Here is a 20,091-nt window from a genome sequence, read left to right on the forward strand (position 1 = left end):
GCACAGCCAGTGTTGATCACGCCTGACGCTGGCCGGCAACCTCCAGATGCCCTCTGAAGCTGGGTCCAACCCTGAGGTTAGATCCGCCAGGTTGATTTTCGGGCCGGAGATCAGGGACAGCCCCTAGGCCTCCGTCTATCGGGTGTCCCTTGCGTCAGTGCAGGGACACCTCGTTCTCGTTGTTGCGCTCCGCCGCGCGGCGGCTCATCTCCGTGAGCCAGGAGCGGGTGAGGGGCGTCTCGCTCTCGCTGCCCTTGTGGCGCTCCGGGGTGCTGTCCTGGGGCAGCAGCCGGTTGACGGCGTCCAGCACGCGCGCGGTGAGGTTGGGTGCCAGGGCCCGGCCCACCGCGCCCAGCTTCGCGGGCATGCCCACCAGCGCCTCCGCGTCACCCCGGCGGCACGCCTCGATGATTTTGCGCGCCACGCGTTCGGCGCTCATGGACACGCCCATCATCGAGTTGCTCACGTGGAACCACGCGTACTCCTTCTCGTGGTCGCCCTTGAAGCTCGCGTTGCGCGGGCTGCCCGTGCGGATGAGGGACGGGCACGCCGTCGTCACGAGGATGCCGTCCTGGGCCAGTTCCGTGCGCAGCCCGTCTGACAGGCCCACCAGCGCGAACTTGCTGGCGGAGTACGGCACCAGGTGCGGGATGCTCAGCTTGCCGCCCATGGAGGCCACGTTGACGATGCGGCCCTCGCCGCGCGCCTTCATGGCCGGCGCCACCGCGAGCGTCGTGTACAGCGGCCCCCACAGGTGGACGTCCACCGCCTCCTCGAAGTCCTCCAGCGTCATGGACTCCAGCGGGCCCACCATGATGACGCCCGCGTTGTTGATGAGCACGTCCACCGCGCCCCACCGCTCGTGGACGGCGCCCACCATTGCGTCCACCTGCACCTGGTCGCGCACGTCGCAGCGCAGGGTGAGCACCTCTCCGCCCATGCGCTCCAGGTCCGCGTGGGCGCGCTGGAGCGACTCGACGTCGCGTCCGCAGATGGCCACGCGCGCGCCTTGCTTCAGGAGCATGCGCGCCATCACCAGTCCCAGCCCCCGGGAGCCTCCGGTGATGACGACCGTCTTGCCCTGGAAGCTGTAGCGCGGACGCAGCGCGTGCTTCAGCCCCACGACAGCCCCCACCCCGGCGGCCAGCGCGCCCAGGGAGAAGCCCTTTCGCTCGATGTGTCGTCGGTCAGCCATGGTGCGACTCTCCAGGGGAGGGAAGGGTGGGGCAGCGGGACACTCAAGGATTCGAGGCCGCGACCTGGTCTTCCTGTTCGCGGGACACCTCGCCGTGGAGCGCGGGCGGCTCCTGGCCGGGCAGGTCCTTGAGCAGCGCGCGCACGCGGCGCAGCGCGTCCTTGCCGCCGATGCGGTTCTTCAGCCGCCCATCCGTGCCGAAGAGGAGGAAGGCGGGGTGTTTGTCCACGCCGTAGGCCTTGGCCATGGAGCCGTCGTCCATGGCGATGGGGTAGCGCAGGCCGTGCTCGCGCGCGAAGCCCTCCACCTTGTTGGTGTCCCGGAGCTCCGTCTCGTTGTGGGTGACGTCCACGCCAATGACCTTCAGGCCCTTGGGCCCGTAGTCCACCACCCACTGGTTCACGGCCTCGAACTGCTTCGCGCAGTCCTCGCAGTCCATGGTCCAGAAGTGGAGGAGGACGGGCAGTCCATCGAGCTCCGAGACGTGGACGGGGGCATTCACCCACCCGCCATCCGGGTCCAGCAGCGTGAGCGGGATTTTCGTCGAGGCCATACGGGCTCCCTGTGGGAAGTGGAAAGCGCTTCAACGGGACGTGACTCAAGCTATGCATGCGCCACCGGTTGCTCCCGGCTGCGCGCCCGTCCGCTCGCCTGTCCGGCAAGGGCTGTTGGCCCGCTCCGCCCTCCGGTGGGCAGGCGGGCATGGAGGACGTGATGCGCATCCCCGACTTCGAACTGGAGCGGTACTTCGCGCGCTGGGAGTTCGCCGCGCCCTACCTCTTGTGCTCCTCCGACGTGGAGGGCTGGCGCATGGCGGACCTGCTGGCGCTCGCGTCGCCGGAGGACCGCGCGCGCTGGGACGGGCTGACGCTCGGCTACACGGAGACGCCCGGCCTGCCCGCGCTGCGCGAGACCATCGCTGGCATGTACCCGGGCCTGTCCCCCGACGACGTCCTCACCTTCGCGGGCGCGCAGGAGGCGCTGTTCGTCGCGATGAACGTCCAACTGGGTCCCGGCACGCACGCCGTCGTCACCTGGCCGGGCTATCAGTCGCTCTACGAAGTCGCGCGCTCCGTGGGCGCGGACGTGACGCTGCTGCCCCTGCGCGAGGAGGATGGCTGGGCCCTGGACCTGGACGCGCTCACGGCGGCGCTGCGCCCGGACACGCGCATGGTCGTGGTGAACTTCCCGCACAACCCCACGGGCTCGCTGCCGGACCGCGCGACCTTCCAGAAGCTGTGCGCGCTGTGCGAAGCGCGCGGCATCCACCTCTTCTCCGACGAGGTGTACCGCCTGCTGGAGTACGACACGAACGACACGCTGCCGCCCGCCGCGTCGTGCTTCACGAAGGGCGTGAGCCTGGGCGTGATGTCCAAGGCGTTCGGCCTCGCGGGCCTGCGCGTGGGCTGGCTCGCCACCCGGGACGCGGAGCTGCTCGCGCGCTGCCGCGCCTTCAAGGACTACACCTCGCTGTGCAACAGCGCCCCCAGCGAGCTGTTGTCCCTCATCGCGCTGCGCGCCCGCGAACGTGTGCTGGAGCGCAGCCGCGGCCTGCTCTCCGCGAACCTCGCGCGGCTGGATGACTTCTTCGCGCGCCACGCGGACACCTTCCACTGGGTGCGCCCGCGCGCCGGCAGCGTGGCCTTCCCCCGTCTGCTGCGAAACATCCCAGTGGCTCGTTTCACTGAGTCACTGATTACCCGCGAGGGCGTGTTGCTGTTGCCTGGCGACGTGTATGGCTTTCCGGGCAATCACTTCCGGTTGGGGTTGGGGCGCGCCAACCTGCCGGAAGCACTGGCACGGCTGGAACGCTTCGTGCGGGACGGGGCCCTGGACGCGCTGGGGTGACTCCCAGAGCCAGCGCGGTGCGTCAGGGTTTTCACTGACAGCTGGACTTTCGGCTTATCGCCTTCATCTGAAACAACCCCTAGAGTGGTTGTCCCCTCGCCCGGCCTGGGGCCGTGCGGAAGCCCTCTCATCCCCCCGAGAGGCCAGGAGACACACCCCGATGAAGATGCTGATTGGCGCGGCCGTGACCGCCGCGACGCTGTTGGTGGGTACCGAAGCCGCCGCGACGAACTACACGCTGTGGATCCACGGCAGGAACGGCAACACGACAAAGGCGGGCAACTACGCCGACTTCAGCTACTGGGGGCCGTCCACCACCGCGGCGGGCGTGAACAAGAAGGCCGTCAACTGGAACGGCACGCAGCGCGTGGGCTCGGAGAACTACCGCATCCGCAACGCGCTGGACTGCTTCTGCACGGGCACCAACTCCTGTTACATCGCGGTGCACAGCGCCGGTGACCTGCAGATCGGCTACGCGCTGTCGCTGTACGGCACCAGCACGCGGCAGGTGAAGAACGCCACGCCCAACGCCAACGGTGAGTGCGGCAACGTGGGCACCTCCACGCAGAAGGGCTGGAACATCAAGTGGGTGGCCGTGGCGTCCGGCGCGGGCGGCGGCAGCGAGCTGGCGGACCACGGCGACTGGGCGATGAGCGAACCCCTGGTGAGCGACCTGGTCACCACCACGGCGCGCTCCATGTACAACCACAACGCCACGGCCAACGTGGAGTTCCTCATGTTCGCCGGCTCCAAGGGGACGCTGTACTCCGGCATCCTCCCGGGCCAGGACGACGAGGCGGTGTCCTACCACTCCACGGGCGGTGTCTCCGGCAGCAGTGGCGGGTCCTACTGCAACCCGGGCGACTGGTTCTGCGGCGGCACGCTCAACCTGCTCAAGAACGCGTGCAGCGACGGCCGGGCGAAGTGGAGCTTCCACTCCGTGTACCTCCGCGACGACGGTGAGTCTTTCAACCACTACGCCAACGGCAACTGGGGAGGCATCGTCTCCAAGGTACGCGAGTACATGGCCCAGTACGCGTACTAGAATGACGGCTTCCCCCGCCCCCTCCGGCGAAGCCCGCTCATGACACGCGACGACGGTCCCGTCTCTTCCGCCTCCCGGCTGCGCCACGGCCGGTGGTTGCTTGCCCTCGTGCCCCTGGTGCTCGTGGGCGGAGCGTTCTTCTGGTGGCAGGGAAGCGAAGGGGCCGAAGCGCCGGAGGGCGCACCGGAGCCCACCTCCGTTCCGGTGCCCGCCCCCCGCGAGGTGGCGCGGGCATCGGCGGAGCGCTCCAGCGCGGCGATGGCGGCCGAGCCCGCCGCGCCGTCGCTGCTCAGCCCGGAGGCCCGCGAGCGCGAGGCCCGCCGCGAGCTGTGGCAGAAGCGGCTGGAGCGCGCGAAGCGCTCGTTGGAATCCTACGTGGCGGCCACGCGCTACCCACCCGAGTCGCGGCCCAGCCGCGAGCATCCGGACCAGTTGGAGCTGGCGGAGCCGGAGCGCACCCGGCCGCTGAGCCCCAAGGCCGCGGAGGACGGAACCTCCGATGTGCAGCTGCGGCTCAAGCAGGACAAGGTGTTCGTCGTCGGTGACGAAGCGGTGCTCTTCACCGTGGCGTGCGAGGACTCACGCCGCGCGCCGCGCCCGTGCGAGGTGGTGTCCGCGATGGCGCACGAGGCGGACCACCTGGCGGACGCGGGCGGCGTGCCGGGCGTGCCGGTGACGTTCGTGGACTCGGGCCAGGGCGGCGATGCGGTGGCGGGTGACGGGATGCTCACCGGCCGCTTCCAGCCGTCGAAGCAGGGCTTCGCGATGTTCTCCGGCACGCTGCGCGTGGCCCTCCGCGTGCGCTCGGGGTCGCTGGAGGACTCGGCGTTCTTCGACGTGCTCTACACGCCCGCGCCGCCGGCCACGTTCACCCGCCGGGTGCGCGAGGTGGTGGAGGCGGGGTCGCTGGACCTGTACCTGTCCGTCCAGGTCCGCAAGGCGGGGCGGTACGTGGTGTCCGGCCGGCTGGACGACGAAGGCGGCGTGCCGTTCGCGGTGCTGTCCTTCAACGAGGAGCTGCAGGAGGGCGCGCAGGAGGTGAAGCTCAACGTCTTCGGCAAGGTCGTCCGGGACGACAAGCCCACGTTCCCGCTGACCCTGCGCGACGTGGAGGGCTTCCTGCTCAAGGAGATGGGCGACCCGGACCGCGAGCTGATGGTCACGCTGCGCGGGCCCGTGCACACCACGCGCGTGTATTCGCTCGATCAGTTCTCGGATGCCGAGTGGTCGAGCCCCGAGCGCGACCGCTACAAGAACGAGCTGGAGAAGGACGTCATGGAGGCGCAGAAGCAGCTCGACGCCGCGCTCTCCGACACGCCCGAGCCCTGAAGCGTCAGGGCCCGCTCCAGGGGGCTCCGGTGAGGCTCAGGATTCGAGCGGAGGCGGCGGAGGCGTGTGGGCCGCGTCGACCTCCACGAGGTCGGCGTCCTGCACGTCTTCAATGACGTCCGGGAGGTCCTCCGTCGCGTCAGCGGCCTCGGGGGCCACCACCACGGCAGGCTCCGGTTCGGAGGCGGAAGCCGCGTTCTTGCGGGCCTCGGCATACGCGGCGGCGTAGGCGGCCTCGGCCTGGACGGCCTCCATCGTGAAGTCGTCCGCGTCCGCGAGGAAGTCATTCGACGACGGGGCGCTCCGCGGCGCATCCGGTGACAGCGCCTCCGGCCCGCTGTCCTCCAGCGTGGCCAGGAACCCGTCTGACTCCTCCGGCGCACCGGACGCCTCCAGGCCGTCCGCGTCGTAGGACGCATCCGGCGCCGCTTCGTCCACGCCCAGGTCGTCGCTCAGCGCGGCCAGCTCCTCGTCGCTCAGGCTGGACAGGTCACCGGACTCCAGGAGGAAGAGCAGGTCCTCCGCCTCCTGCGCGGAGACGGTGCTCGGCATGGTGTCCAGGTTCTGCAGCTCCCACGCGGCCGCGTCGGGCGACAGGATGTCGGAGGGGTCCAGGGACGGATCCACCGGCGCGGCCTCCGCGCGGCGCTCCGCCTGCTGGAAGTGGCGCGCCTGCATGAGCGGCGTGGACGTCTGCGGTGTGCCCAGCCGCTGCGCGTACGCGGGCCCGGCGGCCTCGAAGGTGCTCTCCCCCGCGAAGGTGCGCAGGTGGGGGTTCTCCAGCAGCGCGGCCCGGGCCTCCGGGGCCTCCAGGCCCGACGCGCGCCCCCCGGCCTCCGAGGACGGGTCCGACGTCAGCCCCAGGTCCTCGAGCAGGGCGCCGGCCAGGTCGCCGTCGGCGTCCGCCCGGAAGTCGCTCGTGTCGGAGAAGCCCCGCCGCACCGGATCCACCGGCGCCATGGGCTCCTGCTTCACCGGGGCGGTGACCTCCAGCTCGTTGGAGATGGACCAGGCCCGGGACGTCGAGATGCCAGAACCCACGCGGCGGATGGATGTCATGGTTCTCCTCGGGTGATGGCCCGCAGGTCGGGCGGCTCATGCATTGTCCGCCGGGCCCGGCAGGAGTTGCTAGGGGGACACGAGCAATCCCCATTGGCCACGATGCCCGGTATCCTACCGGCGCCCATGAGTCCCACCCTGGCCGCACACGTGGACGCCGGTCCCGCGTCCTCCCACGAAGTCCGCCCTGGCCTTCGGGGTGTCATGCCCGTTGAAAAGTCGCGGGGGGACGGGGTGGAGACGACCGCAACGTCGGTCCGCGGACAGGGGAGTACGGGGGCGCGGAGGGAACGTGCACCCGGACGTTCTCCAGAGGCGAAAACCCCATGGGGGTGCCCCGGGCATGAAGCGACCGGGCCGTTGGCCTCTCGTTTGCTGTCCGGGAGCCCAGCCAGGAGGCGGTGGTGATGAGATTCGAGTGCGCGGGGCAGACCCACATCGGTCGGCGTCCGCACAATGAAGATGCGTACTGCGTGCTGCCCGAGCGCGGGCTGTTCGTCGTGGCGGACGGCCTGGGCGGGCAGGAGGGCGGGGAGGTCGCCAGCCAGTGCGTGGTGGACACCTTCGCGGGGTTCAGCGACCGGTTGGACCGCGATCGCGACGGCACCTGGCCGGACGCGGTGGATCCCGCGCGAAGCCGCGAGGAGAACTACCTGGCCGCTTGCACCGCGCTCGCCCAGCGCACGTTGCGCGTGCGCCGCGTGGGCAAGCTCAAGGAGATGGCCTCCACGGTGGTGGCGCTCGCGGTAGGAGAGCGCTTCGCGGCGGTGGCCCACGTGGGCGACAGCCGCCTGTACCGCCTGCGCGAGGGCCAGCTGGAGTCGCTCACGCGCGACCACTCGCTCATCGAGGAGCTGCGTGCCGCGGGGCGCGAACCGCCCGGCAATCCGGCCAACCTGCGCCACCTCATCACCCGCGCCCTGGGCACGGAGAACGCGGAGCCCACCGTGCAGCGGCTGGAGACGCAGCCCGGGGATGTCTTCCTCCTGTGCTCGGACGGGCTGTATGAGCCCCTGGGCCCGGAGGTGATGAAGGAGCAGCTGCACGCGCCCTCCGCCCAGGCCGCGTGTGACGCGCTGGTCACCGCCGCGTACGAGGCCGGTGGCCGCGACAACATCACCGCCGTCGTGCTGCGCGTGGCGGTCTGAGCGTCTACCCACCGCGTCACACGCTGAGAGTGCGCGGATGATGAACTCCACAGGTCGGCCCTGACCGCCGACCCGACGCGATGGGTCCGCCCGGACGGAGGGGAGTCACCCTGCACAGGGACTTCAATCCTTCGCACCTTCCAGGTTAATCTGGGGGCTCCCCCCTCGCGTCTCCCTCCCCCCTCCGAGCACCCGTTGCGTATGACGCTCAGCCTTGCCGCGCGCCTGACCGCGGCCCTTACCGCCGTTGTAATCGCCCTCACGCTGCTGACCGTGACGTTGATGGGGGTGTCGCTGCGCTCGCGCGTGGAGTCCGAGATGGCCTCCGCCCTGACGCGGGACGCGACCCGCTGGAAGGCGTTGAAGGACCAGGAGCTGCGGGTGCTGGCGGAGCTGGGGCGCGTGGCGGCGGCCAACCCCGCGTTCACGGCGGCCTTCGCGGAGGATCATTCGGAGACGGACGCCCTGCTGAACGAGCACCGCACGGTGCTGGGCGTGGACCTGATGGCGCTGGTGGGCGTGGACGGGACGGTGCTCGCCTCCTCCGGCGAGCGGACCCTGCCGGGCATCGACAAGGTGGTGCGCCAGCAGGGACAGGTGCTGCTGCCGGCCACGGGTGTGCCCCTGCTCGCGGTGGGGCAGCCGCTCCAGTCCAACGGCGTGCCGGTGGGCTACCTCGTGGTGGGCGCGGAGCTGGGCGGAGAGGACCTGCGGCGGCTGGGCGAAGGGAACGAGGACCTGGAGGCGTTGCTGCACGCGGGGCCTCGGCTGGTGGCGAGGTCGGTGCACGCGGTCCAGGCGAAGGCGCTGCTGGCCGCGGCGAGCGCGAGCAGGGCGAACGGCGCCGAGGTGAACGTGGGCGGCGTGTCGCTGCACGTGTCTCGCGTGGAGGTGGGCGAGGGCCTGGAGCTGGTGCTCGCGCGCGGCGCTCAGGCGGAGTGGGCGCTGATGCGCGCCACGCTGATGGAGGTGCTGGGACTGGGGCTGTTCGTGGCGCTGGTGGCGGGCGGGGGCATGTTCCTGCTGGTGCGGCGGATGATGGCGCCCCTGGGCGCGCTGACGGCGGCGGCGGCGCGGGTGGTGGCGGAAGGGGACTTCAGCGGCACGTTGGACATCCACTCCAGGGATGAGATTGGCCAGCTGGCCACGTCCTTCGGGGACATGATGGCGCGGCTGCGCGCGGTGCTGATGGCGCTGAAGAACTCCGCGCAGGAGCTGGAGGCGACGGCGCTGGAGCTGGCGAACTCCGCGTCGGACCAGAACCTGGCGGTGACGCGGCAGGCGGCGGCGCTGCACCAGACGCAGATCGCCGCGCGGCAGCTTCAGGAGAGCTCGCGGGCGGCGGCGCAGCGGGCCACGGGCGTGCTGCGCGAGGCGGAGAAGGCGGGCGCGGTGGGGCAGGCGGGCGAGTCCGCGGTGGCGGGCAGCGTGGGCGGGCTCACGCACATCCGTTCGCAGGTGGAGCGCATCTCCAACACGGTGTCGGAGCTGCGGCAGAGCACGCGTCAGGTGGGCGACATCACCGGCACGGTGAAGGACCTGGCGGACCAGTCCAACGTGCTGGCGTTGAACGCGGCCATCGAGGCGGCGCGCAGCGGCGAGGCGGGCCGGGCGTTCGCGGTGGTGGCCCGGCAGATGCGCTCGCTGGCGGACCAGTCCGCGACGGCCACGGCGCGTGTGCAGACCATCCTGGCGGACATCGGCCGCGCCATCTCCGAGGCGGTGCAGACGAGCGAGGGCGGCACGCGCGAGGTGGAGGGCGGCCTGGAGCAGGCGCGCGCGGCGGGAGAGAGCCTGCGCGCGCTGGCCGAGGTCATCCAGAACAACAGCGTGTCCGTGAAGAGCATCGCGGACATGGTGAGCCAGCAGGACGCGGGCATCGCGGAGCTGTTCGCCGCGCTGAGCGACCTGACGCGGCTGGCGGACGAGACGGTGGAGCGCGTGGCCACCAGTGCCGTGGCCGCCGCGCGCCTCACCACCGCGTCCCACGAGGTCAGCAACATCGTGGAGCAGTACCGCCTGTGACGCCGGAGCGCGGCGGTAGCGCCCGCGATGCCGCATGGCGTATCGCCCCGCTCGCGCGGTGACGCCGGGCACGTTTCGTCCCGGCGCGCGGGAGTCCGGCGCTACGCCGCCTCGCCGCCGTCGATGGCGTAGGCCGCGCCCGTGATGGGCGCCGCCGCCTCCGACGCAAGGAAGAGGCACATCGCGGCCACCTCCTCCGGCTGGATGATGCGGCCCATGGCGCTCATCGCGGCCAGGGCTTCGCGGGCCTGTTCTTCACTGCGGCCCGTCGTCTTGGTGATGGCGGCCGTCGCGCCCGCGAACATGTCCGTCTCCACCCAACCCGGGTTCACGATGTTCACGGTGACGTTCTTGCGCGCGTACTCCACCGACAGCGCGCGCGTCAGTCCCAGGAGCGCGTGCTTGGACGCGCAGTAGGCGGACGTGTACCGCGCCCCGCGCGTCGCGGTGATGGAGCCGATGTTGATGACACGCCCGCCGCCCGCGGACGCCATCGCCGGCATCAGCTCGCGGCACAGCAGGAAGGGCGCCGTCACGTTCACGGCCATCACCTTCGCCAGGTCCGCCGTGGACGTCTTCGTCAGCGGCGCGGACACGGTGATGCCCGCGTTGTTCACCAGCACCCGGGGCGTCCCCGCGGCCAGCACGGTCTTGCACGCCGCGAGCAGCGCGGACTCGTCCGCCACGTCCACCGTGAGCGCGCGGATGCGCTCGCCGCCTTCCTTGCGCAGCGCCTCCAGCGACTCCGCGGAGCGCGCCAGCGCCCAGACGTCGTAGCCCTCGCGCGCGAACGCCAGGGACACCGCGCGGCCAATGCCCCGGCTGGCGCCCGTCACCACCACGCTCTTCGTCGTCTCGTTTGCCATGGCCGGACAGCATAGGACCCCGTGCGTGGAGCCGCGCGGAAGGTGCATGGCGAAATGCATCAATTGCGCTGCCGGGGACTCTTCAAGACATCAACCACTGCATCGGAGTCCCCTGCGTATGAAGTCCCTTGAGCGTGGCCTGCTGGCCGCTTCCTGCCTGATGTTCGCGTCCACGTCCGCCCTCGCGGCGGCGCCCACCGGTCGCGCCAACCCGCGCCTCATGGGCACGCGCGCCATCGTCGCGTGCGCCGCGGTGGAGAAGTCCTGCGGCGTGGCCAGCATCTCCTTCCCCGCGGGCATCAGCGGCCTGGTGCCCTATGGTCGTCCGGACGTGGCCATCGCCACCATGTTCTACCCGTCGGTGGATGACGCCGAGGCGGTCCTCGCGCGCGTCGACGCGGGCAACACGGCCCAGCAGGCCGTCGACTACGTGTTCTCCGTGGATCCGTACGCGGACTACCGCCAGCTCGCCGTGGTGAAGCTCAACCCCAACGGCACCATCACGGTGGGCCAGCAGACCGGCGCGGAGAACGCCCCGCAGCGCTGCGCCGTGAAGGGCGCCACCTTCGTGGTGCAGGCCAACAACCAGACCACGTCCACCATCTGCGCCGCGATGGCGACGGGCTTCCAGCAGGCCACGGGCAGCCTGCCGCAGCGGCTGCTCGCGTCGCTCAAGGCGGGGGCCGCCGTGGGCGGCGACAACAACGGCGAGCGCTCCGGCGTCATCCGCGTCTGGACCTCGGAGAACGAGTCGACCTTCTACACGAAGGTGCTGGCGGACGCCGTCGTGCACACCAGCAGGACCGCGCTGAAGGACCTGGAGGTGGAGATGAACCGCTACCAGGCGGGCATCGCGGCGCCGTACGCGTCGGACCTCATCCCGCTCGACGCGGAGACCGCGAAGGTCGTGAAGGGCGCCCTGTTCAAGGCCGGCTACTACAACGGTGTCGTGGATGGGACCTGGAACGACGCCGCCGAGCAGGCGCTGGATGCCTTCAACTGGAACACGCTCTTCTTCCTCAAGCCCACGGTGCTGGTGAACGGCCAGCGGAAGATCGACGGTCCGCTGGTCAACTACCTGCGCAACGCGGATCCGAAGGCCTTCAAGCCCGGCGGGTTGTGAAGCACCGGACCCTCGGGTCCGTCCGCGGTATCCCTGTGGGCCGGACGGTGCATGGCGACATGCATCATTCGCGCGTCAGGGGGCTCTTCCAGACACCGCTCACTGCATCGAGGTCCATTGCATATGAAGACCCTCAATCGTGGCTTGCTGGCCGCCTCCTGTCTGATGTTCACGTCCACGTCCGCCCTCGCGGCGGCGCCCACCGGCCGCGCCAACCCGCGTCTCATGGGCACGCGCGCCATTGTCGCGTGCGACGCGGTGGAGAAGTCCTGCGGCGTGGCCAGCATCTCCTTCCCCGCGGGCATCAGCGGCCTGGTGCCCTATGGCCGTCCGGACGTGGCGGTGGCCTCCATGTTCTACCCCTCGGTGGATGACGCCGAGGCGGTCATCGCCCGCACCGACGCGGGCGACACGGCCCAGGCCGCCATCGACTACGTGTTCACCGTGGATCCATACGCGGACTACCGCCAGCTCGCCGCGGTGAAGCTCAACCCCGACGGCACCATCACGGTGGGCCAGCAGACCGGCGCGGAGAGCCCCTCGCATCGCTGCGCCGTGAAGGGCGCCACCTTCGTGGTGCAGGCCAACAACCAGACCACTCCCTCCATCTGCGCCGCCATGGCGACGGGTTTCCAGAAGGCCAGGGGCAGCCTGCCGCAGCGGCTGCTCGCGTCGCTCAAGGCGGGGGCCGCCGTGGGCGGCGACAACAACGGCGAGCGCTCCGGCGTCATCCGCGTCTGGAGCTCGGAGAACGAGGCGGTCTTCTTCACGAAGGTGCTGGCGGACGCCGTCGTGCACAGCAGCAAGCACGCGCTGAAGGAGCTGGAGGTGGAGATGAACCGCTACCAGGCGGGCGTCGCGGCGCCGTACGCGTCGGACCTCATCTCCCTGGACAAGGAGACCGCGAAGGTCGTGAAGCGCGTGCTGCGCAAGCTCGGGTACTACCACGGCCGCATGGACGGGACCTGGAGCGACGCCGCCGAGCAGGCGCTGTATGACTTCAACTGGAACAACAGCTTCTTCCTCAAGCCCACCGTGGTGGTGGACGGTCAGCGGAGGATTGACGGTCCGCTGTTCAACTTCATGCGCGACGCGGACCTGGATGCGCTCGCGCCCGCGACGCACTGAGACACCGAGCCTCGGGTGCGTTTGACGGCTCCCGCATGGCGACGTCAAGCTCGCCGCCATGCCCCGCGCCGACATCACCGACCTGTTCCGCATCGACGACCTGCTGTCCGCCGAGGAGAAGGCCGCTCGCGACGCGGTGGCCCGCTTCGTGGACGCGGAGGTGCTGCCCATCATCGGGAAGCACTTCCGCGACGGCACCTTCCCCGCGCACCTCATCCCGGGCCTGGCGGAGCTGGGCGTGCTGGGCGCGAACCTCCAGGGCTACGGCTGCGCGGGCATGAACACGGTCAGCTACGGCCTGGTGTTGCAGGAGCTGGAGCGCGGTGACTCCGGCCTGCGCAGCTTCGCGTCCGTGCAGGGCTCGCTGTGCATGTTCCCCATCCACGCCTACGGCAGCGAGGAGCAGAAGACGCGCTTCCTGCCGGGCATGGCGAAGGGACAGCTCATCGGCTGCTTCGGCCTCACCGAGCCCGACTTCGGCTCCAACCCCGGCGGCATGCGCGCCCGCGCCCGGAAGGATGGAGACACCTGGGTGCTCAACGGCACCAAGGCGTGGATTACCAACGGCTCCATCGCGGACGTCGCGGTGGTGTGGGCCAAGACGGATGACGGCGGCCCGGAGTCCGTGCGCGGCTTCCTGGTGGAGAAGGGGATGCCCGGCTTCAGCGCGCGGGAGATTCCCGGCAAGTTCTCCCTGCGCGCGTCGCGCACCAGTGAGCTGTCCTTCCAGGACGTGCGCGTGCCGGACCGCAACGTGCTGCCCGGCGTCGTGGGCCTGCGCGGTCCGCTGTCGTGCCTCAACAACGCGCGAGCGGGCATCGCGTTCGCGGTGACGGGCGCGGCCATCGCGTGCTTCGAGGGCGCGCGCGAATACGCGCTGTCCCGCACGCAGTTCGACGGCAAGTCCATCGCCGGCTACCAGCTCACGCAGGAGAAGCTGGCGGACATGCTCCAGGAGATCGTCAAGGCGCAGTTGTTGGGCCTGCGGCTCGCGCGCCTCAAGGACGAAGGCAAGAGCAACCCCGTGATGGTGAGCCTGGCCAAGCGCAACAACGTGAAGAGCGCGCTCGACATCGCCCGCGTGGCCCGGAGCATCTACGGCGCCAACGGCATCACGGACGACTACCCGCCCGTGCGCCACATGCTGAATCTGGAGAGCGTCTTCACCTACGAGGGCACCCACGAGGTGCACACGCTGGTGCTGGGCAAGGCCATCACCGGCATCGACGCGTTCGGCTGAGGCGAGCGCGGACGTCCGGTGGAAGCCGAGCCTCCCCTCGCTCCCGGATGGGAAGGAGGGGAGGCACGGGAAGGAACATCAGGACTGGGGGCTGCCTTCGCCGTTCGGCTCGGACGACGGCTCGCCAGGGGACTCGGACGACGGCTCGGACTCGGCGGACGCCTCGCCCTCCTCGGCACCTTCCGCGGCGGCCTCGGGCTCGTCGGCGACTTCCGGCGCGGTGCCGGAGGCCTCGGCGGCCTGCTGCGCCTTGAGCTCCTCGTCGTTCATGAAGCCGACGGGGTTCTCCTTGCGGTTGAAGAAGCGCACGGCCTTGGCGGACAGCGCGTACATCTGCTCGGCCGCGGCGGCGGGCACCAGCGAGTGCTCGATCTGCGCGGGCTCCGGGCGCTCCACCACGCCCAGCTCGCCGTCCTCCAGCTGCTTGGCCTGGGCGGGGCTCAGCTCCATGCGGCGCAGCTTTCCCTTGCGCGTCATGAAGTAGAAGGTCGTCTCGCCCGGCTCCTGGGGCACCTGGGCGCCGAGCACCAGCTCGCGCAGGGCGCGGTCCAGCTCCACCTGCTTCTTGGACTCGGCGCGCTGGTAGGCCTTGGAGCCCGGCATGGGCGGCAGCTTGGGGATGGGCTTCTCCGTGGGCGTGCCCGGACGCGCGCTCGCGCCGGACCCGCCCTGGGGACCGCCCCGGAAGCCTCCGCCCTGGCGCGGCGGACCGCCCGCACCGTGGCGCGGGGGACCTCCGGCGCCGCGCGGCGGACCGCCACCGCCCTCACGGCGCGGTGGACCTCCGCGGTCATCACGGCGCGGCGGGCCTCCGGCTGTCCGATTCTCATCACGTCCGCGAGGGGCCGGGGCGCGTGGAGCGCTCCCCCGGCTGTCCTCCTGGCGCCGTGGCGCCGAGGGCGTGGAGTCGGACTTCTTGGCCTGCTCCTCGGAGACGAGGCCCGCTTTCAACAACTTGTCTCGCAGGTTCTGCATGGGTTGGGCGTTCTATCCCTTGCACGGCCGCACGCAAGCCGCCGCTTGCCGCTCCTGTCCCCCCCACGTAACTTGCCGCCCCCGCCGTCCTGGTCGTGGAGGTTCCGTGAGAAGTCTGACGAAGTCCGCCGCCCTCGCCCTGGTCCTGGCAGCCACCGGCTGCTCCGACCCCGTCGACAAGGCGGCCAAGGCCCGCATCTTCTCGCCGGAGGACCCGCCGAAGGTGGTGGCCTCGGCGAAGGAGAAGCTGCCGCCGGAGGACGTCGCGGACAACCCCCAGGTCTCCCGCCGCATCCTGGGCATGGACGCCGCGGAGGTGACCGAGCGGCTGGGCCCGCACTTCTTCCAGTCCACCCTCAGCTACGAGTGGGCCGGCCCCAACGGGAACAACCCCGTGAAGCTCACGGAAACGCGCTCCTTCCGAGCGGGCCCCGGGGGCGTCAACGGCGACTTCCACGGCGTCCTGGAGAACTCGCGGGACCAGGGCCTGGAGGTGATGCGCGTGAAGGGGCAGGTGTTCGCGCGCAACCGCTACGGCCCGTACCGCCAGCGCCTGCGCGACCGCGGCATGGCCGAGCGCACCCGCACGGAGCTGACGGGCGCCATCCGCGACTTCGACAGCCTCTTCCAGGGCCGCATCAAGCTCACCCCCGCGGGCACCGTCACCCACGAGGGGCGCACCGCGTGGAAGTACAACGTGTCCCTGGGCGCGCCCCAGGAGGGCGGCACGCCGAAGAAGATGCCCGCCGCCTTCACGCCCAAGAACGCGGACGAGACGACGAAGCGCCGCGCCAACTTCTTCACGCACCGGCTGCCGCGCTCGCTGGAGGGCGAGGTGCTGGTGGACTCGGCCACGTCCGTCGTCCTCAAGGCCCGGCTGGACGGCCGCATCGGCGTGCCCCAGGAGAAGACCCCGGAGGCGGCGGAGCTGCGCATGACGCTGGAGTCCAGCCTGACGGACATCGGCAAGGACCCCGCGCTGCAGCCGCCCCAGGACTTCCTGCCGGACGCGGACAAGCCCCAGGGCATCGCGGACGCGCTGGACCACTTCGGCATCCCGCGCACCAAGGCCGGGGACTCGACCGGCACCCCTGGGGCCGCGGCCGGCGCCCCCGAGCCGGAAGACGAGGCCGAGGGCAACTGACGCACCCCGCCGCGCCTCCTGTCCGTTGGAAGCCCTACGGCTTCACCGCGGGAGGCGCGCGGCCCTTCCGGGCTGTGACGGCCGTGTCCTGCACGGGCCGCCGCCCCGGCCGGGGCCTTCCCGCAAGTGCCTGACGCGGCTGGGGAATCCCCCTGGCCCTGGCCTTGCTCTCACGGGAGGCCATGTTCCGTTCCGCCCTCCCCCTGGCGTGTGCCGGGCTCGCACTCCTGGCGACCCCGGCCCTCGCCGAACCCGCCCGCAACCTGGGCATCACCGTCGCGCCGCTGGGGGCCTACGTGCTCCAGGGCGACGCGGAAGGGGCGCCCACGGTGGGTTACAGCGCGGGCCTGGGCTGGGCGTACCGCAAGCCGGGGGCGGTGCTGGAGGTGGGCGGCCACCTGGCGTCCAGCCGGCACCTGACGGAGGTGACACCCATGTCCGTGCGCGTGGTGCCCCTGGGGGACACCCGGGTGCGGCCCTTCCTGGGAGCGGGGGCCAGCATGCTGGTGCCCCACTCACGGCCCCAGCCGGTGGCCCCGGACGCGCTGGGCAGCCGCGTGCTCCAGCTGGGCTTCGAGCTGTGCGGCGGCGTGGGAGTGGAGCTGGGGGAGAACCTCTTCCTCTCCGCCGAGGCGCGCTACCAGAACTTCTCCGCCAGGGGCTCCCCCTTCTCCGGGGAGCGACAGAGCTTGCGCTCCACGTTCCTGGGGCTGGGGATGCATCTGTAGCTGTAGCGGGTGGGGCGGGTCGCTACAGACTGGCAGCGGCCTGTTGGAAGAAATTTTGACGGCCCTCTTGCGTCCTCTACAATCCTCGTCGGTTGCGGCCCAGACGCATCTGACATGCTCGGGTGTTCAGGCGTGCACAACGAAGGGAGCGGAGATGGAGCGCAAGGTCGGAAGTAGCACGTTGACCGCGAAAGAGGTCAAGGCGGCGCTGGAGAAGTCCACCACGCTGACGGCCACGGAGGAGAAGGCTCTGCGCATGCGCCACGGCGCGGGCGCTCCCAGCAAGAGCGCGCCGCTGCCCCGCGCCGCTGGTGCGAACGCGGAGCTGGCGGACGAGCTGCTCGTCATCGAGATGCAGCTGATGAAGGCCATGCGCGCGCGCACTGGCCAGACGCGCACCGCGGCCAACGCCTCCAAGGCGCCGGCTCGCGAGGTCGCTCCGGCCAACGCGGCGAAGGACAAGATCGTCCGCGCGCTGCGCGCCAAGAAGAAGTAGGGGGCCGTACTCCCTACTGGTTGAGGATGGCCACGAGGCGCGCTCCCGCCTCGGGCAGCGCCAGCGGCGTGCCCGAAACCTCCGTGGCCAGTCCCTCCGCGTCAGCGGCGCCGCCGCGCGCGAAAAGCCCCTTGAGCCAGGTGAAGGCGGAGGGGTTGCGCCAGAAGTCCTCGTTGAACCGCTCCAGCAGGTGCGCGGTGAGCCGGGTCTCCAGGGCCCAGGCCCGCAGGTAGCGGGTGACGTAGAGCTGTGAGTCCACGTCATGGAGGAAGAAGCCCGGGTGCGGCTGCGCGAAGAGTGCGCGGCGCTGGCCGTCGGCGTACTCGTCCGCGCGGTCGGCGGAGGCGCCCTTGGTGCTCAGGGACAGCTCGTAGGACAGCTTCGCGCAGTGGCGGCGCAGCACGGCCAGGGCCTGGAACGCGGCCAGGCGCACGACGTCCTTCGTCGTGCCGGACGGCAGGCCCAGGTAGCGCTTGAGCCAGGGCGGGGACAGCAGCAGCCGCTCGAAGGTGGCGGCATACGCTTCCGTGACGGAGGCGTCGCCCAGGCGGCGCAGCTCCATGGGGGCGTCCGCGTCCACGTGGGCCAGGTGCCACGCGTGGCCCAGCTCGTGGAGCAGGTCGCCCAGCGCGTCCATGCCGCTCCGGGGCTGGAGGACCAGGCGGATTTCGTTGGGCACGCGCACGGCGGCGACGAAGGGGCGTGACGCCTTGCCGGGGCGGGCCTCGTCATCCAGGCGGATTTGGCCGCCAGCCTCCGGGTGGAGGCCCCAGTCGGACAGCCAGCGCATCACGGCGGGGACGGTGTCCTCGCGGCGGAAGCAGGCGTCCATCCACGGGGCGCGCAGGGCGTGCTGCACGTCGTGGCGCCGCGCCTCGCCGCCGGGCAGCGGGCGCAGGGTGGGCTCCAGCTTGCGCAGCACGTAGGCCAGCACGTCGCGGTAGGCGTCCTCGGTGCGCTTGAGGGTCTCCTCGGCGGCCTCGGCCAGCTTGCCCGCGTCGATGCCGGTGACGTCCTGGCGCAGCGAGGGGTAGTCCGGGAAGCCCAGCACCTCCGCGGCCTGGAGGGTGGCGTCGCGCCGGTCTCCATAAGGGCCACGGTGGTCCCAGAGGAAGTTGCCGGCGCCGCGCTCCAGGAGGGCGCGGCGGGAGCGGCTGGGCTCGCGTGGAATCTGGGACAGGGTCTGGGCCAGGGACAGCGTCGTGTCGTCCGCGGGGATGTGGGAGCGGGCCTCCAGCGCGACGACGGCGTCCGCCGCGGGCAGGGCGAGCGACTCCTCCACCTGGGTGGCGATGAGCTCGCGCACCAGTGTGATGCGGCGGATGGCGACGGGGTCGGGGTCGCCCTTGCCCTTCGCGCGGGCGAGCGCCTCGCTGGCGGCGGCGAAGGTCTCCGGCGAGGACAGCTCCGGAAAGGACGCGTAGAGGCGTGCGACGGGGAGGTCCGGGGAGAGTCCGGCGCCGTAGCGGTACTGGAGGGTGGCCAGCTCGGCGAGGAAGTCATCCAGCCGCGACCGGACGGAGAGCAGGGGGCGGTCCATGGCGGTGCGGAAGGTAACAGGAAGCCCGCGTCAGGGCAGGGAGCACGCGCATAGAGTGTCGCGCCATGTCCTCCGCCTCCGTCGCCTGTCCGCATGCCCCCCTGGAGTCCCTCCTGGAAAGGGGCGGCGCGCGATGAAGCGCCGGACGTTCCGGGCGGAGGGGGCGCACGTGGGCCGTGCCCTGGTGGAGGCGGTGGCGGCGGAGCTGGCGCTGCCGGTGGCGGACGTGCGGCGGCTGGTGGACGTGGGCGCCGTGTACGTGGCAGGACGGCGCGCGCGGGATGGGGCCGTGAAGCTCCAGGCCGCGCAGGTGGTGACGGTGGTGCTGGAGGAGGCCGGGCAGAGCCCGCTGGAGGCCTCGAAGCCCGCGGTCCCCTTTCGCGTGCTGTTCGAGGACGCGGACGTCATCGCGGTGGACAAGCCCGCGGGCCTGAACGCGCAGCCCACGGAAGGCCGCGTGGGTGGCAGCCTGGTGGACCTGGTGAGCGAGCACCTGGGACGGCAGGCGGGGCTGGTGCACCGGTTGGACCGGGAGACGTCAGGAGTGACGGTGTTCGGCAAGACGGCCGCCGCCACCTCCGCGCTGGCCGAGGCGTTCCGGGAGGGCACCGCGCGCAAGCGCTACCTCGCGGCGACGGGGCCGGGGCTCCCGGTGGGCGGCACGGTGGACCTGCCCCTGTCGAAGGACCCGTCGCGGCCGGGGCGCTGGCGGGCGACCCGCGCGGCCAATGGCGTGCCCGCGTGGACGGACTACCGGACGCTGTTCGCGGGGGAGGCGTTCAGCCTGGTGGAGCTGCTGCCCCGGACGGGCCGCACGCACCAGCTCCGGGCGCACCTGACGGCGCTGGAGCACCCCATCCTGGGGGACTCGCGCTATGGCGGCGCGGGGAGCGCGGGGGGCCTGATGGCGGCGCGGTGCCTGCTGCACGCGCACACGCTGGAGCTGGGGCATCCGCGCACGGGCGGGCCGCTGCGGTTGGAGGCGGCGGTGCCGGAGGACCTGCGGGCGTTCTTCGAGTCGGCGGGCGTGCGCGTTCCGGAGGGGCCCATCGTGGCCTCGGACGCGTCCTGAGAACCTGGAAAACCAGGGCCCTGTGCTGGCGGACAGGATGCCCCCGTCGCGCGCATCGTGTGTAGACTGGGGGCTTCATGGGTGGCGGGAGACACGGCAAGGGCCCACGGACGCCGGAGCCCTCCCTTCG

At 71.4% G+C, this 20,091-nt stretch carries 18 protein-coding genes; 12 read left to right on the plus strand and 6 right to left on the minus strand.

What is annotated here, in order from left to right; translation table 11 throughout:
* Positions 1-154 precede the first annotated feature (154 nt).
* Positions 155-1,195 carry an SDR family oxidoreductase gene (locus D7X30_RS30850; RefSeq protein WP_120566564.1) on the minus strand — a complete coding sequence of 347 codons (1,041 nt, stop codon included), beginning with the start codon at positions 1,193-1,195 and terminating at the stop codon, positions 155-157.
* Positions 1,196-1,238: 43 nt separating this feature from the next.
* Positions 1,239-1,748 carry a peroxiredoxin gene (locus tag D7X30_RS30855; RefSeq protein ID WP_120566565.1) on the minus strand — a complete coding sequence of 170 codons (510 nt, stop codon included), beginning with the start codon at positions 1,746-1,748 and terminating at the stop codon, positions 1,239-1,241.
* 161 nt (positions 1,749-1,909) lie between these two features.
* Here D7X30_RS30855 and D7X30_RS30860 point away from each other — a divergent pair, with 161 nt between their 5' ends.
* The 3 genes from D7X30_RS30860 (at position 1,910) to D7X30_RS30870 (ending at position 5,417) form a co-directional block, all read left to right on the plus strand.
* Positions 1,910-3,043, plus strand: coding sequence for an aminotransferase class I/II-fold pyridoxal phosphate-dependent enzyme (locus tag D7X30_RS30860; RefSeq protein ID WP_120566709.1), 1,134 nt, complete (start codon positions 1,910-1,912; stop codon positions 3,041-3,043).
* A 160-nt stretch (positions 3,044-3,203) separates the two neighbouring features.
* On the plus strand, positions 3,204-4,088 hold the full coding sequence (locus D7X30_RS30865; RefSeq protein ID WP_120566566.1) for a hypothetical protein: 885 nt from the start codon (positions 3,204-3,206) through the stop codon (positions 4,086-4,088).
* 39 nt (positions 4,089-4,127) lie between these two features.
* Positions 4,128-5,417, plus strand: a complete 1,290-nt coding sequence (locus D7X30_RS30870; RefSeq protein WP_120566567.1) for a hypothetical protein — start codon at positions 4,128-4,130, stop codon at positions 5,415-5,417.
* Between the two features lie 36 nt (positions 5,418-5,453).
* On the opposite strand, the gene D7X30_RS30875 is transcribed toward D7X30_RS30870, so the two are convergent.
* A complete protein-coding gene (locus D7X30_RS30875; RefSeq protein WP_120566568.1) occupies positions 5,454-6,476 on the minus strand; it encodes a hypothetical protein in 1,023 nt (340 codons plus the stop codon).
* A gap of 407 nt (positions 6,477-6,883) precedes the next feature.
* Between D7X30_RS30875 and D7X30_RS30880 the strand changes: the two genes are divergently transcribed.
* A complete protein-coding gene (locus D7X30_RS30880; RefSeq protein ID WP_120566569.1) occupies positions 6,884-7,624 on the plus strand; it encodes a PP2C family serine/threonine-protein phosphatase in 741 nt (246 codons plus the stop codon).
* A 201-nt stretch (positions 7,625-7,825) separates the two neighbouring features.
* Positions 7,826-9,649 carry a methyl-accepting chemotaxis protein gene (locus D7X30_RS30885; RefSeq protein ID WP_120566570.1) on the plus strand — a complete coding sequence of 608 codons (1,824 nt, stop codon included), beginning with the start codon at positions 7,826-7,828 and terminating at the stop codon, positions 9,647-9,649.
* 101 nt (positions 9,650-9,750) lie between these two features.
* Here the strand turns inward: D7X30_RS30885 and D7X30_RS30890 are convergent, their stop codons facing one another.
* Positions 9,751-10,515 carry an SDR family NAD(P)-dependent oxidoreductase gene (locus D7X30_RS30890; RefSeq protein ID WP_120566710.1) on the minus strand — a complete coding sequence of 255 codons (765 nt, stop codon included), beginning with the start codon at positions 10,513-10,515 and terminating at the stop codon, positions 9,751-9,753.
* A 118-nt stretch (positions 10,516-10,633) separates the two neighbouring features.
* Between D7X30_RS30890 and D7X30_RS30895 the strand changes: the two genes are divergently transcribed.
* The 3 genes from D7X30_RS30895 to D7X30_RS30905 all read left to right on the plus strand — a co-directional run bounded on the left by D7X30_RS30895 (position 10,634) and on the right by D7X30_RS30905 (position 14,006).
* A complete protein-coding gene (locus D7X30_RS30895) occupies positions 10,634-11,638 on the plus strand; it encodes a DUF1028 domain-containing protein (protein ID WP_120566571.1) in 1,005 nt (334 codons plus the stop codon).
* A 123-nt stretch (positions 11,639-11,761) separates the two neighbouring features.
* A complete protein-coding gene (locus tag D7X30_RS30900) occupies positions 11,762-12,766 on the plus strand; it encodes a DUF1028 domain-containing protein (RefSeq protein ID WP_120566572.1) in 1,005 nt (334 codons plus the stop codon).
* A gap of 58 nt (positions 12,767-12,824) precedes the next feature.
* Positions 12,825-14,006 (plus strand): acyl-CoA dehydrogenase family protein, encoded by a 1,182-nt coding sequence (locus D7X30_RS30905; RefSeq protein ID WP_120566573.1) that lies wholly within the window; start codon positions 12,825-12,827, stop codon positions 14,004-14,006.
* 78 nt (positions 14,007-14,084) lie between these two features.
* Here the strand turns inward: D7X30_RS30905 and D7X30_RS30910 are convergent, their stop codons facing one another.
* Positions 14,085-14,981: a DUF2058 family protein gene (locus D7X30_RS30910; RefSeq protein ID WP_120566574.1), complete on the minus strand. Its 897-nt coding sequence runs from the start codon at positions 14,979-14,981 to the stop codon at positions 14,085-14,087.
* Between the two features lie 106 nt (positions 14,982-15,087).
* On the opposite strand from D7X30_RS30910, the gene D7X30_RS30915 reads away from it, so the two are divergent.
* The 3 genes from D7X30_RS30915 to D7X30_RS30925 all read left to right on the plus strand — a co-directional run bounded on the left by D7X30_RS30915 (position 15,088) and on the right by D7X30_RS30925 (position 17,349).
* Complete coding sequence (locus D7X30_RS30915; RefSeq protein WP_120566575.1) at positions 15,088-16,125, plus strand: hypothetical protein; 1,038 nt, start codon at positions 15,088-15,090, stop codon at positions 16,123-16,125.
* A gap of 182 nt (positions 16,126-16,307) precedes the next feature.
* Entirely contained in the window at positions 16,308-16,853 is a 546-nt protein-coding gene (locus D7X30_RS30920; protein WP_120566576.1) for a hypothetical protein, read from the plus strand.
* Between the two features lie 154 nt (positions 16,854-17,007).
* Positions 17,008-17,349 carry a hypothetical protein gene (locus D7X30_RS30925; protein WP_014394173.1) on the plus strand — a complete coding sequence of 114 codons (342 nt, stop codon included), beginning with the start codon at positions 17,008-17,010 and terminating at the stop codon, positions 17,347-17,349.
* Positions 17,350-17,362: 13 nt separating this feature from the next.
* Here the strand turns inward: D7X30_RS30925 and D7X30_RS30930 are convergent, their stop codons facing one another.
* Positions 17,363-18,889: a peptidase M3 gene (locus D7X30_RS30930; RefSeq protein ID WP_120566577.1), complete on the minus strand. Its 1,527-nt coding sequence runs from the start codon at positions 18,887-18,889 to the stop codon at positions 17,363-17,365.
* Between the two features lie 133 nt (positions 18,890-19,022).
* Here D7X30_RS30930 and D7X30_RS30935 point away from each other — a divergent pair, with 133 nt between their 5' ends.
* Positions 19,023-19,961: an RluA family pseudouridine synthase gene (locus tag D7X30_RS30935; protein WP_120566578.1), complete on the plus strand. Its 939-nt coding sequence runs from the start codon at positions 19,023-19,025 to the stop codon at positions 19,959-19,961.
* Positions 19,962-20,091 lie beyond the last annotated feature (130 nt).

This window comes from Corallococcus sp. AB011P, from assembly GCF_003611605.1.
GTDB classification, from domain to species: Bacteria; Myxococcota; Myxococcia; order Myxococcales; family Myxococcaceae; genus Corallococcus; species Corallococcus coralloides.